Source organism: Pseudomonas sp. SG20056 (genome assembly GCF_031764535.1).
GTDB lineage: Bacteria > Pseudomonadota > Gammaproteobacteria > Pseudomonadales > Pseudomonadaceae > Aquipseudomonas.
The window spans coordinates 195,712-210,716 of sequence record NZ_CP134499.1; the positions used below are offsets into that span (position 1 = coordinate 195,712).

Below are 15,005 nucleotides of genomic sequence, written 5' to 3' on the forward strand. Positions count from 1 at the left end.
AGTTGGGGCAGCTTCACGCGTTCTCTCCTCCGGATGACTCAGGTTGTTTGGCTTGTAGGCAGTAATGTTCGATCAGCTGTTGCAGCAGACGCACAGTAGGCTGCAAACGTGACATTTCCAGGTACTCGCCAGGCTGGTGGGCGCAGTCGATATCGCCAGGTCCGAGTACCAGGGTTTCGCAGCCAAGCTGCTGAAGATAAGGCGCTTCGGTGGCAAATGCTACCGCTGTGGCGCTGTGTCCGGTCAGACGCTCGGCAATGCGCACCAGTTCACTGGCGGCGTCTTGCTCGAAGGGCGGCACGCTGGGGAACAGTGGGGCGAAGTCAATCTTCACCTGATGCTGTTCGGCCAGCGGCTGCAGCTTCTGGCGAATGGCCGCGCGCAGGGCTTCCGGCTGCATGCCCGGCAACGGGCGCAGGTCGAACTCCAGTGAGCACTGGCCGCAGATACGGTTGGGGTTGTCACCGCCGTGGATGCAGCCGAAGTTCAGGGTCGGCGTGGGCACGCTGAATTGTGGGTTGTGGTACTCGCGCTGCCATTGCGCGCGCAGGCCACGTAGCTCAAGCATCACGTCCTGCATGGCTTCCAGGGCGCTGTGGCCGAGGCTCGGGTCGGAGCTGTGGCCACTTTGCCCGAGAATATCGATGCGCTCCATCATGATGCCCTTGTGCAGGCGGATGGGCTTGAGGCCGGTCGGCTCGCCGATCACCGCCGCGCGGCCCAGTGGCTGTCCGGCTTGCGCCAGGGCGCGGGCGCCGGACATCGAGCTTTCTTCATCGCAGGTGGCGAGAATTAGCAGCGGCTGCTGGAAACGCTGCGTCAGCAAGGGTTGCACCGCTTCGATGATCAGGGCGAAAAATCCCTTCATGTCGCAACTGCCGAGGCCCACCCAGCGGCCATCGACTTCGCTGAGCTTGAGCGGATCGGTCTGCCACAGCGCGGCGTCGAACGGCACGGTGTCACTGTGTCCGGCCAGCACCAGACCGCCGGGGCCACTGCCATAGCTGGCCAGCAGGTTGAATTTGCCTGGGGCGACTTGCTGCACGTCGCAGGCGAAACCGAGGTCGCCGAGCCAGCTAGACAGCAGTTCGATCACCGCGCGGTTGGACTGATCCCAATGCGCCTGGGTGCAGCTCACCGACGGGGCAGCAATCAGGGCAGCAAACTGGTCTTTGAGGGAAGGCAGGGGCATCGGTCATCTCCGCAAGCGAGGCCCATCATAGGGCCATCGCCTGCGCAGATAAAACCGTGCAGCGGGTGTTTAGAGGAAAACGCCGCGCAGGATGTAGAAGAACAGAATCGACAGGGCAGCACCTACGGGCAGGGTGATCAGCCAGGACATGAAGATCTTGCCGATCACGCCCAGGTTCAACGCGCCAATACCGCGGGCCAGGCCGACACCGAGCACCGCACCGACCAGGGTGTGGGTGGTGGACACCGGCAGGCCGATGGCCGAAGCACCGACCACGGTGGTGGCGGTGGCCAGTTCGGCGGCGAAACCACGGCTTGGGGTCAGCTCGGTGATTTCCTTGCCGATGGTGGCGATCACCTTGTAGCCGTAAGTGGCCAGGCCGATGACGATACCCACCGCGCCGAGCAGCAATACCCAACCAGGCACGGCCGACTTGGCGCCAACGGCCATTTCACCGCCGGACTGGATCACCCCGACAATCGCTGCCAGTGGGCCGACGGCGTTGGCCACGTCGTTGGAGCCGTGGGCGAAGGCCATGGCGCAAGCGGTGAAGATCATCAGTACGGCGAAGACCTTCTCCACGCTGGCGTAGTGGAAGTCCTTGTCCGCTTCGACATCGATCTTGATGCGGCTGAGCAGGACGATGCCGAGCAGCATAACCAGGCCGCCAACACCCAGTGACAGGAAGAAGCCTTCAGTGGCGGATAGGTTCAGGCCGATATGCTTGAGGCCTTTGGTCAGGGTCATGATGCTGACCATAAAACCGGTGGCAAACATATACAGCGGCACGAAGCGCTTGGCGTTGAGGAAGGGGTTGTCGGTGTCGATGATCAGCTTCTGCACGCTGACAAACAGGCCGAAGGCGACGATGCCGGACAGCACGGGGGAAACCACCCAGCTGGCGACGATCGGGCCAACGCCGGCCCAGTTCACCGCATCCATGGACACGCCAACGGCGGCAAAGCCGATGACCGCGCCGACGATGGAGTGGGTGGTAGATACCGGCCAGCCTTTGGTTGATGCCACCAACAGCCAGGTACCGGCTGCCAGCAGGGCCGACATCATGCCCAGCACCATCAGGTCTGGGGTGATCATCGAGGCATCGACGATGCCGCTCTTGATGGTTTCGGTGACTTCGCCACCGGCCAGATAGGCGCCAGCGAACTCGAAGACCATGGCGATCAGGATCGCCTGTTTGATGGTCAGGGCTTTGGAGCCCACCGAGGTACCCATGGCGTTGGCCACGTCATTGGCGCCCACGCCCCAGGCCATGAAAAAACCAAAGAGACAGGCAAGCAGCAGCAATACGAGGCCGTAGTCCGCAATCAGAGACATAAATAATTAATCCGTAGATTCCAGAAAGGACACTGGCGCTTAGCGCGCCAGCAGTTGTTCCAGTCGGTTGCCGACACGTTCGGCACGATCGGCTACGTCGCCGATCCATTCGATGATCTTGTAGAGGAACATCACATCGACAGCGGGAAGGTCCTTCTCCAGTTTGAACAGCGCACGACGCACTTCGATTTGCATCTTGTCGGTGTCGCGTTCGATCTGTTCCAGCTCCATGACCATGGATTCGACCAGCGCCGCTTCACGGCCACCGAAGCCGGTTTCCAGCAGCTCGTCGAGTTCGTTCATGGCTTTCAGCGCTTGGGCGCTGGCATCCACGGTGCGTTGCACAAAGGCGCGCATCAGTGGCTGCAGAGCCTGTGGAATAGCCATTTCGCGGCCAAGCATCAGGCCGGCGATGTCCTTGGCGCGGTTGGCGACTTTGTCCTGTACACTCAGCAGCTCAAGCAGATCCGAGCGCGGTACGGGCAGGAACAGGCTCTTGGGTAGGTGCAAACGCACACTTTTCTTGAGCTTGTCGGCCTCATGTTCGAGGCTGGCCATTTCCTGTTGTACCTGTTCCACCTTGGCCCAATCTTCCACCATCACGGCTTCGAAGAAGGGCACCAGATTGGCTGCGCACTCGTGGGCTTTGGCAAAGTGTTTTTGCATCGGCCCAATCGGTGAGCGGCCAAACAGGCTGGCAAATGGATTGACTGGCATAGGGTGAACCCCGGCGTTAAGAAGGCGGCAAGTATACGGATCAGTCCGCAGGCTCGCCAGCGCAGGTAATCGGACTGTCACAATTTCATAGTAGGCGTTGATCCCCACCATCATGAACAAAGAAACCGAAATCAAACTGCGGGTTAGCCGTGCAACCCTGGCCGCCCTGCGTGATCACCCGTTGCTGAAGAAGCGCAACAAGAGTGGTTGGGAGCAGCGCGAACTGTTCAATCAGTACTTCGATACGCCCGAACGTGACCTGGCTGCGGCCAAAGTGGCCCTGCGTGTGCGCCGCGATGGCGAGCAGTTTATCCAGACCCTGAAAACCCGTGGGCAGAGCGTGGCCGGTTTGTCCGAGCGCAATGAGTGGGACTGGAACCTGGCCAAGGCCAAGCTGGACCTGAAAAAACTCGATGACAGCTGCTGGCCGGCGGCGCTGGCCGAGCTGGACAAGAAGCAGCTGGTGCCGATTTTCACCACCGACTTTATCCGTGAGAAGGCGGAAATCGCCTGGGGCCGTGGCAAAGCCAAGGTGGTGATCGAGGCGGCGCTGGATCTAGGCAAGGTGATTGCCGGCGAAGGCGAAGAAGAAATCTGCGAACTGGAACTGGAACTGCGTCAGGGTGAGCCTGAGGCGCTGCTGGAACTGGCCGCCGAGCTGGCTGCCGACCTGGCGCTGATGCCCTGCGATATCAGCAAGGCCGAGCGCGGTTATCGCCTGTTCGATGCCGGCAGCTACAGTCTGAACCTGCCGGCACCGAGTCTGAGTGCGGAAACCAGCCTGGATGACAGCGTCGCGGCATTGGGCTGGCATCTGCTGGGCAGCAGCCAGCGCCTGGCCGAGCAGTACCGCTTCAATGGGCATTGGCGCTTGCTGGTCGAGTGGCTGGAGCAGCTGATCGGCTTGCGCGCGCTGCTCAGCAGCCTGGGCCAGGCCGCGCCGCGTGCCAGCAGTCATGCCTTGCGTGAGTTGCTGGATGCCTTGCTGCTGGAATGGCGCCCGCGCGTGCTGGCCGGTCAGGACGATGACAGCCTGCGCAAGAACGCCCCGGCGTTGTTCGCAGCAGAACTGCAGGGCAATCGTTGGGGCCTGTTTTCGCTGAACCTGTCGCGCTGGCTGTTGGCCCGCAGCTGGACGGTGGAGCGCAACAACCGTGGTAATCGTCAGGGCGCCGCGCCGCTGGGCAACTGGTTGCCGACGCTGGTTGCCGAAGAAGGCGCTGCCTTGCAACTGCGTCGTTATCAGCAGCAGCCGGAAGACCTCGCCGAACAGCTGCCGCGTATCGAGCGCCTGTTGGTCTGGCTGCACCTGGCCCGTGAGGTGCTGGAGGTGCCCGAGGTCGACCGCCTGTACGGTGAACTGAACAAGCTGGCAGAACTGGCCAATCAGCCCATCGACCCTGAAGTGCTGGCTGCGCGCAAGGCACAGCTATTGACCATCGGTTCGCTGAAAGCCTGGCGTCAGCTGGTCAAGTAACTGCCGCTGCGCTGTAGGCTTGTTGCAGGAGCCCGGCTACACCGGGCTCCTCTCTCATCTCTCAACTGCCATCCCGAAAGCGCGCCCATACGGCATCGCGGGTAGCACTGTGCTTTTCTGGCAGGGTTTCCAGCGGGTGCAGGCGGCGCTTGGTGTCGCGGTCCGGGTAGAGGTCGGGCTGGTTGCGCAGGGCTTCGTCGAGAAACTCGCGGGAATCGGCGTTGCCGCTGGGGTACAGGGTTTCGGCAGTGATCAGTGCGGCGACCTTGGGCTGCATCAGGTAATCGATAAAGCGGTGGGCCAGGTCGACGCGCTTGGCGCTGCTGGGAATCACCAGGTTGTCGATAAACAGGATCGAGCCTTCATCCGGCACCAGGAAACGTACGGGCTGACCCGCATCGGCAGCGGCCAGGGCATCACCGACCCAGGCCATGGCCACGCACAGCTTGCCTTGATTGAGATCGTCGATATAGCGCTCGCTGTCGACATAGCGCAGATTCGGCCGCAGGCCATCCAGCACACGGCTGGAACGCTCGATGCGGCTTGGTGCGCTGCGGGCCAGGCTGCGACCCTGGTAATTGAGCAGCAGGGTCAGGGTCTCGTCTGGAGCGTCCAGTACGCTGATGCCGCAACTGGCCAGGCGTGAGCTTTGCTCGGCATCGAACAGCAGGCTCCAGCTATTGGGCAGCGGGCCGCCAAAGGCTGCTTCGGCCTGCGGCGTGTTGATCGCCAGGCCGACTGCGCCCCACAGGTAGGGCAAGGCATGGCGGTTGGCCGGGTCGAGGGCGACCAGAGTGCTGAGCAGCTGCTTGTCGAGATGCTTGCGGTTGGGTAGCAGGTTGAAATCCAGCGGTTGCAGGGTGCCGTTTTTGATCATCGCCGGCAGGGTATCGTGCGACGGCACGGCAACATCGATGGCTTCACCGCTGGCCAGTACCGTTTCCAGTTCTTCGGCGGTGCTGAAGGTGTGGTATTCCACACGGATGCCGGTTTCTGCCTCGAAGTCCTTGAGCACCTGCGGGGCGATGTAGTCGTTCCAGTTGTAGACGCGAATCACCTCTTCGGCGCTGGCCAGCAGCGGCGTCAGGGCAAGCAGCAGTGAGGCAAACAGGCGAGGCATGGATATCTCCTGAGTAGGTTGATGTCGCGTCAGCAGAAGTTCGCGGCGCAGGTAATCCGTCATCACACCGAGGCGTGACTCAAAGGGCAGGTGCTGCGCAACGCGCGGAATAAAAATGGCCCGCAAGGTGGCTGCCATGGATGGCAGACCATAAAAAACGCCGGCTCAAAGGCCGGCGTTGGGTGTTGCATCAAACCGTGTGCAAGTACCAGTTGTATTCGAGGTCGGAGATCGAGTTTTCAAACTCGGCCAGCTCGCTTTCCTTGCAGGCGACGAAGATATCGATGTATTTCGGGTCGATATAACGGGCCAGCACTTCACTGTCGTCCAGCTCGCGCAGAGCATCACGCAGGTTGTTCGGCAGGCTCTGTTCGTTCTGCTCGTAGGAGTTGCCTTCCACCGGTGCGCTTGGCTCGATCTTGTTGGTCAGGCCATGGTGCACGCCCGCCAGTACTGCCGACATCAACAGGTAAGGGTTGGCATCGGCGCCGGCAACACGGTGCTCGATGCGCACGGCATCGGCTGTGTCATTCGGTACGCGCAGCGCTACGGTGCGGTTGTCGATGCCCCAGCACGGCGAATTCGGTACGTAGTACTGAGCACCGAAACGGCGGTAGGAGTTGACGTTCGGGCAGAGGAAGGCCATCGAGGCCGGCATGGTTTCCAGCACGCCGCCGATGGCGTGGCGCAGGGCGTCATTCTGTACCGGGTCGTCGCAGGCGAAGATGTTGTTGCCCTGCTTGTCGAGGATCGAGATATGCACGTGCAACCCGTTACCCGCCTGGTTGGGGTAGGGCTTGGCCATGAAGGTAGTGTCCATCTCATGGTCGTAGGCGATGTTCTTGATCAGGCGCTTGAGCAGTAGCGCGTGGTCGCAGGCTTTGATCGGGTCAGCGACGTGGTGCAGGTTGACCTCGAATTGCGCCGGGGCGCTTTCCTTGACGATGGCGTCGGCCGGGATGCCCTGCTCTTTGGCGCCTTCGAGGATGTCCTGCAGGCACTCGGCGTATTCGTCGAGGTCGTCGATCAGGTACACCTGGGTCGATTGCGGACGCTTGCCCGACAGCGGCGACAGCGGCGGCTGTGGACGGCCGTTCACGTTGGCCTGGTCGATCAGGTAGAACTCGATTTCAAAGGCGGCACAGATGGTAAGGCCCAGTTCGTCGAACTTCGTAACCACCTGGCGCAACACTTCCCGTGGGTCGGCAAAGAACGGCTCGCCTTCCATTTCATGCATGGTCATCAGCAGTTGCGCGGTTGGGCGCTTCTGCCATGGCTCATTGCTCAGGGTGTTGGGGATGGGAAAGCAGACGCGGTCGGCGTCGCCGATATCCAGACCCAGGCCGGTGCTTTCCACCGTCGAGCCGTTGATATCCAGGGCGAACAGAGAAGCCGGGAGATTAATGCCGCGTTCGTAAACCTTATGCAGGCTCGCACGCTCGATACGCTTGCCGCGCACCACACCATTCATATCTGCGATCAGAAGGTCGACGAACAGGACCTCAGGATGTTTCTTAAGGAACGCGTTCGCTTCATTAAGCTGAACGGCACGCGGGGGTACCGACATGATGCAACACCTTTTTTGTTAAAAATATCAATCATGCAACTGCACGGGTGTGAGTCAATCTTAAACACCAGATGCTGTCAAGAGAGGCGCATTTTGCCCCAAAAGGGGGCTCGGTGGCCAGTTTTAGGGCATTACAGGGCAATGCAGCCCTGCTCAAAGCCTTGTCCGCCGGGGTGCTCAGTCGGGTGTGTTCAATTTTTTACATGACTATTGTGAAAAAAAATGAACAAGGCTAAGCTCGGTCGAAACCCATAACAGCAATAAAACGGGTGTCTCATGTCGCGCCAGCCGATTATCGGCGTTAGTGCCTGCACCAAGCAGATCGGGCACAACATCTACCACACCGCAGGCGATAAATACTTGCAGGCCATCGTTCAGGTGGTTGGCGGTATGCCAGTGATCATTCCCGCACTGGGCGAGCAGCTTGATCAGGCTTACCTGTTGCAGCACCTCGATGGCCTGGTGTTTACCGGCTCGCCATCCAACGTTGAACCACACCACTATGCTGGCGATGCCAGCGAACCCGGCACCGCCCATGACCCGGCGCGTGACAGTACAACTCTTCCCTTGATTAAAGCAGCAATTGCCGCCGGTATCCCGGTGCTCGGCATTTGCCGCGGCTTTCAGGAGATGAATGTGGCTTTCGGTGGCGCGCTGCACCAGCGTGTACACGAGGTTGCTGGGCTTATGGATCACCGCGAGCCGAGTGACCTGCCCGCAGAACAGCAATATGGCCTGCGTCACGCGCTGCATGTGCAGCCGGGCGGGCTGCTCGCCGGCATCGGCTTGCCGGAGGAGATTCAAGTCAATTCCATTCATGGCCAGGGCGTTCAGCGTCTGGCGCCGGGCCTTCGCGTAGAAGCACTGGCGCCTGACGGGTTGATCGAAGCCTTCTCCGTCGAAGGTGCCAAAAGCTTCGCATTGGGGGTGCAATGGCACCCTGAATGGCAGGTACGATCCAACCCGAATTATCTCGCCATCTTCCAGGCCTTTGGTGAGGCTTGCAGGAAGAAGGCGGGGCAACGCTGAGCCGACTATATATAGGTCGGCTCTCACCAACCCTGAGGTCTCTATGAGTACCAAACTAGACCAGCTTTCGAGCTGGCTGAAAGAACGCAAAATCACCGAAGTTGAATGCCTGATCAGCGATCTTACCGGCATTGCCCGTGGCAAGATTTCGCCGACCAACAAGTTCCTCGACGAGAAGGGCATGCGCCTCCCCGAGAGTGTGCTGCTGCAGACCGTAACCGGCGACTACGTCGAGGACGACATCTATTACGACCTGCTCGACGAAGCGGACATCGATATGTTCTGCCGCCCGGACGAGAACGCCGTATTCCTCGTGCCCTGGGCCATTGAGCCGACTGCGATGGTGATCCACGACACCTTCGACAAGCAGGGCAACCCGATTGAGCTGTCGCCGCGCAACATTCTCAAGAATGTGCTCAAGCTCTACGCAGACAAGGGCTGGAAGCCAATCGTCGCACCGGAAATGGAGTTCTACCTGACCAAGCGCAACAGCGACCCGGATTTCCCGCTGGTCGCCCCGATGGGTCGTTCCGGTCGTCCGGAAGTGGGCCGTCAGTCGTTCTCCATTGATGCGGCCAACGAATTCGATCCGCTGTTTGAAGACGTGTACGACTGGTGCGAAATCCAGGGCCTGGACCTCGATACGCTGATCCACGAGGACGGTCCGGCGCAGATGGAAATCAACTTCCGTCATGGCGAAGCCCTGCACCTGGCCGACCAGATCACCGTGTTCAAGCGCACCATGCGTGAAGCGGCGCTCAAGCACGATGTGGCCGCCACCTTTATGGCCAAGCCGATCACCGATCAGCCGGGCAGCGCGATGCACATCCACCAGAGCGTGGTTGACATCAAAACCGGCAAGAACCTGTTCTCCAACCCGGATGGCAGCATGAGCGAACTGTTCATGCTGCACATCGGTGGCCTGCAGAAGTACATCCCCGAGCTGTTGCCGCTGTTTGCGCCGAACGTCAACTCGTTCCGCCGCTTCCTGCCGGATACCTCGGCGCCGGTGAACGTCGAGTGGGGCGAAGAGAACCGTACTGTGGGCCTGCGCGTGCCGGAAGCTACGCCGCAGAACCGCCGCGTGGAAAACCGCCTGGCCGGTGCCGATGCCAACCCTTACCTGGTGTTGGCGGCTTCACTGCTGTGCGGCTACATGGGCATGGTCGGCGACTTCAAACCGAGCGCGCCGGTCAAAGGTCGCGCCTACGAGCGTCGCAACCTGCGCCTGCCGATCACCATCGAGCACGCCCTGGAGCGCATGGAAGCCTGTAAGGACGCGGAGAAGTACCTGGGCGACAAGTTCATGCGCGGCTACGTCGCGGTGAAGCGCGCCGAGCACGAGAACTACAAGCGGGTCATCAGTTCCTGGGAGCGTGAGTTCCTGTTGCTGTCGGTGTAACCGTCAGGCGGCTGGTGCGGGCGATCCCTGTGCCAGCCGCCGCCAAGAATTTTCTGGGGCTGCGGCAATACGCAGCCTGTGTGATCAAGGTGTTGTTATGAACAGTCAAGTGACCAACCCGAAAACCCGCGAGTGGCAGGCCATGAGCCGCGAACACCACCTCGCGCCGTTCAGCGATTTCAAACAGCTGGCGGAAAGTGGGCCGCGCATCATTACCAAGGCCGACGGGGTGTACCTGTGGGACAGCGAGGGCAACAAGATCCTCGATGCCATGGCCGGGCTCTGGTGTGTGGCGATCGGCTATGGTCGCAAGGAACTGGCAGACGCCGCCGCCAAGCAGATGCAAGAACTGCCCTACTACAACATGTTCTTTCAGACCGCCACGCCGCCCGCGCTGGAACTGGCCAAGGCGATTTCCGAGCTGGCTCCGGCCGGTATGAACCACGTGTTTTTCACCGGTTCGGGTTCGGAAGGCAACGACACCATGCTGCGTATGGTGCGCCATTACTGGGCGATCAAGGGGCAGCCGAACAAGAAGGTGATCATCAGCCGGGTTAACGGTTACCACGGCTCCACCGTGGCTGGCGCCAGCCTGGGTGGCATGAAGTACATGCATGAGCAGGGCGACCTGCCGATTCCGGGCATTGTGCACATCCCGCAGCCGTACTGGTTCGGTGAGGGCGGCGATATGAGCCCCGAAGCGTTCGGCATCTGGGCCGCCGACCAGCTGGAGCAGAAGATCCTCGAAGTCGGCGAAGAGAATGTCGCCGCCTTTATTGCCGAGCCGATCCAGGGCGCGGGTGGTGTGATCATTCCGCCGGACAGCTACTGGCCGCGTATCCGTGAAATCCTCGCCAAGTACGACATCCTGTTTATTGCCGATGAGGTGATCTGCGGTTTCGGCCGTACCGGCGAGTGGTTCGGTAGCGATTACTTCGGTAATACCCCGCACATGATGACCATCGCCAAGGGCCTGACCAGCGGCTACATCCCCATGGGTGGGCTGATCGTGCGCGACGATATCGTCGAGGTGCTCAATCAGGGCGGTGATTTCAACCACGGCTTTACCTATTCCGGGCATCCGGTGGCTGCTGCGGTGGCCCTGGAAAACCTGCGCATTCTGCGCGAAGAAAAGATTGTTGAGCGCGTCAAAGCAGAAACGGCACCGTATTTGCAAAAGCGTTTGCGTGAGCTGGCCGATCACCCGCTGGTGGGTGAGGTGCGCGGCGTCGGTATGTTGGGCGCCATCGAGCTGGTGCAGAACAAGGCCAGCCGCAAGCGCTTCAGCGCAGATGTGGGCGTTGGCATGATCTGCCGCGGTCACTGCTTTAATAATGGTCTGATCATGCGCGCCGTAGGCGACACCATGATCATTTCGCCGCCGCTGGTAATCAGCCACGCGGAAATCGACGAACTGGTTGAAAAGGCCCGTAAATGCCTCGACCTGACTGCTGCAGAGGTGCTGGTTTAAGGTTCAATAACCTTTGGTTTCAGATGCTTACGTCTGAAAGTTGTCAACGGGTGGTGACCTTGCCAGACTGCGCCAATGCGTAAGTCAGGCTCACCGGAAGGTGCTGCAGATGACGCGCATCTTCCGGAAACGACTACAACAACAGGAGCTGTACGCATGAAAAAATTCGGCAAAACCCTTCTCGCGTTGTCCCTTGCTGGGGCTGTGGTGAGTGCCGCACACGCGGATGACAAGGTCCTGCACGTTTACAACTGGTCCGACTACATCGCAGAAGACACCCTCGACAACTTCCAGAAGGAAACCGGCATCAAGGTCGTCTACGACGTCTTTGACAGCAACGAAACCCTGGAAGCCAAACTGCTGGCCGGCAGCTCCGGTTACGACATCGTGGTACCGTCCAACCCATTCCTGGCCAAGCAGATCAAGGCCGGTGTGTTCCAGAAGCTGGACAAGTCCAAGCTGCCAAACTGGGAAAACCTCGACAAGAACCTGCTCAAGGCGCTCGACCCAAGCGATCCGGGTAGCCAGTACTCGATTCCCTACATGTGGGGCACCATCGGTATCGGTTACAACGTCGACAAGGTCAAGGCCGCACTGGGCGAAGACGCCCCGGTCAATTCCTGGGACCTGGTATTCAAGCCAGAAAACATCGCCAAGCTGAAAGACTGTGGTGTGTCCTTCCTCGATTCGCCAACCGAAATTCTCCCGGCTGCGCTGAACTACCTGGGCTTCAAGTCGGACAGCACTGATTCCGGCGAGCTGAAGAAAGCTGAAGAACTGTTCCTCTCGATCCGTTCCTCGACTTCCTACTTCCACAGCTCCAAGTACATCGGCGACCTGGCCAACGGCAACATCTGTGTGGCCATCGGCTACTCGGGCGACCTGTACCAGTCCAAGTCCCGTGCTGAAGAAGCCAAGAACGGCGTGAACATCTCCTACAGCATCCCGAAAGAAGGTGCTGGCAGCTTCTTCGACATGATGGCCATCCCGGCCGATGCGAAAAACGTCGAAGCCGCTCACGTGTTCCTCAACTACCTGATGAAGCCAGAAGTCATGGCCAACATCACCAACTTCGTGCAGTTCCCTAACGGCAACGCTGCGGCCACCCCGCTGGTTGACGAAGCACTGCGTAACGACCCGGGCATTTACCCGGACGCGGCCACCATGGCCAAGATCTACACCTTCCCGGATCTGCCAGCTAACGCGCAACGCGCAATGAACCGCAGCTGGACCAAGATCAAATCGGGTCAGTAATGCCATAGCCCTAACGGTGTGCGGCGGGTTGCTCCGCCGCATTCACCCACAACAATAAGGAAGCTCCTATGCGTCGTACTCCACTTCTGGCTGGCCTGCTGGCCGCCGCCGTCAGCATCAGCGCCGTGCAAGCCGCTGAACCTGTGGTCAATGTCTACAACTGGTCTGACTATATCGGCGAAACCACCCTGGCCGATTTCCAGAAGGCTACTGGCATAAAAGCCATGTATGACGTGTTTGACTCCAACGAAACCCTGGAAGGCAAACTGCTGGCGGGCCGTTCTGGCTACGACATCGTAGTGCCGTCCAACCATTTCCTTGGCAAGCAGATCAAGGCGGGCGCGTTCCAGAAGCTCGACCGCAGTCTGCTGCCGAACTGGGAGAACCTTGACCCGGTGCTGCTCAAGCAACTGGAAGTCAACGATCCCGGTAACCTGTATTCGGTGCCGTACCTGTGGGGCACCAACGGTATTGGCTACAACGTGGCCAAAATCAAGGAAGTGCTCGGTGTCGACGAGATCGACTCCTGGGCCATGATCTTCGAGCCAGAGAACCTGAAGAAGCTCAACGCCTGTGGTGTGGCCTTCATGGACTCTCCCGACGAGATGTTCCCTTCCGTCCTCAACTACATGGGCCTCGACCCGCGCAGCACTAATCCTGAGGACTACAAGAAGGCTGAGGCCAAGCTGATGGCCGTGCGTCCTTACGTCACCTACTTCCATTCCTCGAAGTACATCGGCGACCTGGCCAACGGCGACATCTGCGTAGCGTTCGGCTACTCCGGCGACGTATTCCAGGCGGCGGCACGCGCTGAGGAAGCGGGCAAGGGCATCGAGATCGCCTACAGCATTCCCAAGGAAGGCGCCAACCTGTGGTTCGACATGATGGCCATCCCGGCCGATGCGAAGAACGTCAAGGAAGCGCACGCCTTCATCAACTACCTGCTTGAGCCGGCGGTGATCGCCACGGTCAGCGACTATGTTGGCTACGCCAACCCAAACCCCAAGGCGGGCGCGCTGATGGATCAGGAAGTGCGTAACGATCCTTCGATTTATCCATCGCAGGCTGTGTTGGACCGGTTGTACATCTCCGCCGAATTGCCACCGAAGATCCAGCGTGCCATGACGCGCGCCTGGTCCACGATCAAGTCCGGCCAGTAAGCGGAAACTGAAAGACCCCGTACGGCAGGCCTGCCCTGACCGTACGGCCCGCTGCGCCAAGCGCGGCAGATTATATTCGGGTCAGTGACCCAATTTTTGCGGGAGTTTTGGTAATGGCAGTTGCTTCCAGTGCCTATAAAAAGGTTCTCGAGGGTGATCAGCAACCGAAAGAGGTGCTGGTCAAGATCGAGCGTGTGACGAAGAAGTTCGACGAAACCATCGCGGTTGATGACGTTTCGCTGACCATCAACAAGGGTGAAATCTTCGCCCTGCTTGGTGGCTCCGGCTCGGGTAAATCGACCCTGCTGCGCATGCTCGCCGGCTTCGAACGTCCGACCGAAGGGCGCATTCTGCTCGACGGTGAAGACATCACCGACCTGCCGCCCTACGAGCGGCCGATCAACATGATGTTCCAGTCCTACGCTTTGTTCCCGCACATGAGCGTGGCTGACAACATCGCTTTCGGCCTCAAGCAGGACAAACTGCCGAAAGCCGAAATCGACGCCCGCGTCGAAGAAATGCTCAAGCTGGTGCACATGACCCAGTACGCCAAGCGCAAGCCGCACCAGCTTTCCGGTGGTCAGCGTCAGCGCGTGGCCCTCGCTCGTTCGCTGGCCAAGCGGCCGAAACTGCTGCTGCTCGACGAACCCATGGGTGCTCTGGACAAGAAGCTGCGCTCGCAGATGCAGCTTGAGCTTGTCGAGATCATCGAACGCGTCGGCGTAACCTGCGTCATGGTGACCCACGATCAGGAAGAGGCCATGACCATGGCCCAGCGCATCGCCATCATGCACCTGGGCTGGATCGCCCAGATCGGCAGCCCGGTGGACATCTACGAAACCCCGACCAGCCGTCTGGTCTGTGAATTTATCGGCAACGTCAACCTGTTTGAAGGTCAGGTGGTCGAGGACATGGAAGGCCATGCACTGATCGCCAGCCCGGACCTGGAACGCAACATCTACGTCGGCCACGGCGTCAGCACCTCGGTGCAGGACAAGAGCATCACCTACGCCATCCGCCCGGAGAAGCTGATCGTTACCACTGAGCAACCGACCTGCGAATACAACTGGTCGCGCGGCACCGTGCACGACATCGCTTACCTCGGCGGCCATTCGGTTTTCCACGTATTGCTGCCAAGCGGCAAGGTGGTTCAGTCCTTTGTTGCCAACGCCGAGCGGCGTGGCGCCCGACCTACCTGGGACGACGAAGTGTTCGTCTGGTGGGAGGACGATAGCGGGGTGGCATTGCGCTCATGAACATTATCCGAAGCATCAGCCGCCG

12 protein-coding genes are annotated in these 15,005 nt (G+C 60.0%); 7 read left to right on the top strand and 5 right to left on the bottom strand.

Features of this window, described 5'->3' with window-relative positions:
• Positions 1–13 precede the first annotated feature (13 nt).
• From argE to RHP75_RS00885, 3 genes are all read right to left on the bottom strand, one after another.
• Entirely contained in the window at positions 14–1,192 is a 1,179-nt protein-coding gene (gene argE / locus RHP75_RS00875; RefSeq protein ID WP_311090058.1) for an acetylornithine deacetylase, read from the bottom strand.
• A 69-nt stretch (positions 1,193–1,261) separates the two neighbouring features.
• A complete protein-coding gene (locus RHP75_RS00880; RefSeq protein WP_311090059.1) occupies positions 1,262–2,527 on the bottom strand; it encodes an inorganic phosphate transporter in 1,266 nt (421 codons plus the stop codon).
• A gap of 39 nt (positions 2,528–2,566) precedes the next feature.
• Positions 2,567–3,244: a TIGR00153 family protein gene (locus RHP75_RS00885; protein ID WP_160014094.1), complete on the bottom strand. Its 678-nt coding sequence runs from the start codon at positions 3,242–3,244 to the stop codon at positions 2,567–2,569.
• 112 nt (positions 3,245–3,356) lie between these two features.
• Between RHP75_RS00885 and RHP75_RS00890 the strand changes: the two genes are divergently transcribed.
• Positions 3,357–4,721 (top strand): CYTH domain-containing protein, encoded by a 1,365-nt coding sequence (locus RHP75_RS00890; RefSeq protein WP_311090060.1) that lies wholly within the window; start codon positions 3,357–3,359, stop codon positions 4,719–4,721.
• Between the two features lie 61 nt (positions 4,722–4,782).
• On the opposite strand, the gene RHP75_RS00895 is transcribed toward RHP75_RS00890, so the two are convergent.
• Both RHP75_RS00895 and RHP75_RS00900 read right to left on the bottom strand, forming a co-directional pair.
• The gene (locus tag RHP75_RS00895; protein WP_311090061.1) at positions 4,783–5,841 is read right to left on the bottom strand and encodes a polyamine ABC transporter substrate-binding protein; all 1,059 of its coding nucleotides are present in this window, start codon (positions 5,839–5,841) and stop codon (positions 4,783–4,785) included.
• 190 nt (positions 5,842–6,031) lie between these two features.
• Positions 6,032–7,408, bottom strand: coding sequence for a glutamine synthetase family protein (locus RHP75_RS00900; RefSeq protein WP_160014096.1), 1,377 nt, complete (start codon positions 7,406–7,408; stop codon positions 6,032–6,034).
• Between the two features lie 276 nt (positions 7,409–7,684).
• On the opposite strand from RHP75_RS00900, the gene RHP75_RS00905 reads away from it, so the two are divergent.
• From RHP75_RS00905 to potA, 6 genes are all read left to right on the top strand, one after another.
• On the top strand, positions 7,685–8,437 hold the full coding sequence (locus RHP75_RS00905) for a gamma-glutamyl-gamma-aminobutyrate hydrolase family protein (RefSeq protein ID WP_311090062.1): 753 nt from the start codon (positions 7,685–7,687) through the stop codon (positions 8,435–8,437).
• Between the two features lie 43 nt (positions 8,438–8,480).
• On the top strand, positions 8,481–9,839 hold the full coding sequence (locus RHP75_RS00910) for a glutamine synthetase family protein (protein WP_108487209.1): 1,359 nt from the start codon (positions 8,481–8,483) through the stop codon (positions 9,837–9,839).
• A 97-nt stretch (positions 9,840–9,936) separates the two neighbouring features.
• Positions 9,937–11,310 (top strand): aspartate aminotransferase family protein, encoded by a 1,374-nt coding sequence (locus tag RHP75_RS00915; protein ID WP_311090063.1) that lies wholly within the window; start codon positions 9,937–9,939, stop codon positions 11,308–11,310.
• A 156-nt stretch (positions 11,311–11,466) separates the two neighbouring features.
• Positions 11,467–12,564, top strand: a complete 1,098-nt coding sequence (locus RHP75_RS00920) for an extracellular solute-binding protein (RefSeq protein WP_311090064.1) — start codon at positions 11,467–11,469, stop codon at positions 12,562–12,564.
• 68 nt (positions 12,565–12,632) lie between these two features.
• A complete protein-coding gene (locus RHP75_RS00925; RefSeq protein ID WP_311090065.1) occupies positions 12,633–13,724 on the top strand; it encodes a polyamine ABC transporter substrate-binding protein in 1,092 nt (363 codons plus the stop codon).
• 113 nt (positions 13,725–13,837) lie between these two features.
• Positions 13,838–14,980: a polyamine ABC transporter ATP-binding protein gene (gene potA, locus RHP75_RS00930; RefSeq protein WP_160014102.1), complete on the top strand. Its 1,143-nt coding sequence runs from the start codon at positions 13,838–13,840 to the stop codon at positions 14,978–14,980.
• The last annotated feature ends 25 nt before the right edge of the window (positions 14,981–15,005 follow it).

Bases quoted from the DNA above. Each gene is read 5' to 3' on its own strand.
- potA (WP_160014102.1), top strand. From the start codon at position 13,838: ATGGCAGTTGCTTCCAGTGCCTATAAAAAGGTTCTCGAGGGTGATCAG.
- RHP75_RS00905 (WP_311090062.1), top strand. From the start codon at position 7,685: ATGTCGCGCCAGCCGATTATCGGCGTTAGTGCCTGCACCAAGCAGATC.
- RHP75_RS00895 (WP_311090061.1), bottom strand. From the start codon at position 5,841: ATGCCTCGCCTGTTTGCCTCACTGCTGCTTGCCCTGACGCCGCTGCTG.
- RHP75_RS00900 (WP_160014096.1), bottom strand. From the start codon at position 7,408: ATGTCGGTACCCCCGCGTGCCGTTCAGCTTAATGAAGCGAACGCGTTC.
- RHP75_RS00890 (WP_311090060.1), top strand. From the start codon at position 3,357: ATGAACAAAGAAACCGAAATCAAACTGCGGGTTAGCCGTGCAACCCTG.
- RHP75_RS00880 (WP_311090059.1), bottom strand. From the start codon at position 2,527: ATGTCTCTGATTGCGGACTACGGCCTCGTATTGCTGCTGCTTGCCTGT.
- RHP75_RS00925 (WP_311090065.1), top strand. From the start codon at position 12,633: ATGCGTCGTACTCCACTTCTGGCTGGCCTGCTGGCCGCCGCCGTCAGC.
- RHP75_RS00915 (WP_311090063.1), top strand. From the start codon at position 9,937: ATGAACAGTCAAGTGACCAACCCGAAAACCCGCGAGTGGCAGGCCATG.
- RHP75_RS00920 (WP_311090064.1), top strand. From the start codon at position 11,467: ATGAAAAAATTCGGCAAAACCCTTCTCGCGTTGTCCCTTGCTGGGGCT.
- RHP75_RS00885 (WP_160014094.1), bottom strand. From the start codon at position 3,244: ATGCCAGTCAATCCATTTGCCAGCCTGTTTGGCCGCTCACCGATTGGG.
- RHP75_RS00910 (WP_108487209.1), top strand. From the start codon at position 8,481: ATGAGTACCAAACTAGACCAGCTTTCGAGCTGGCTGAAAGAACGCAAA.
- argE (WP_311090058.1), bottom strand. From the start codon at position 1,192: ATGCCCCTGCCTTCCCTCAAAGACCAGTTTGCTGCCCTGATTGCTGCC.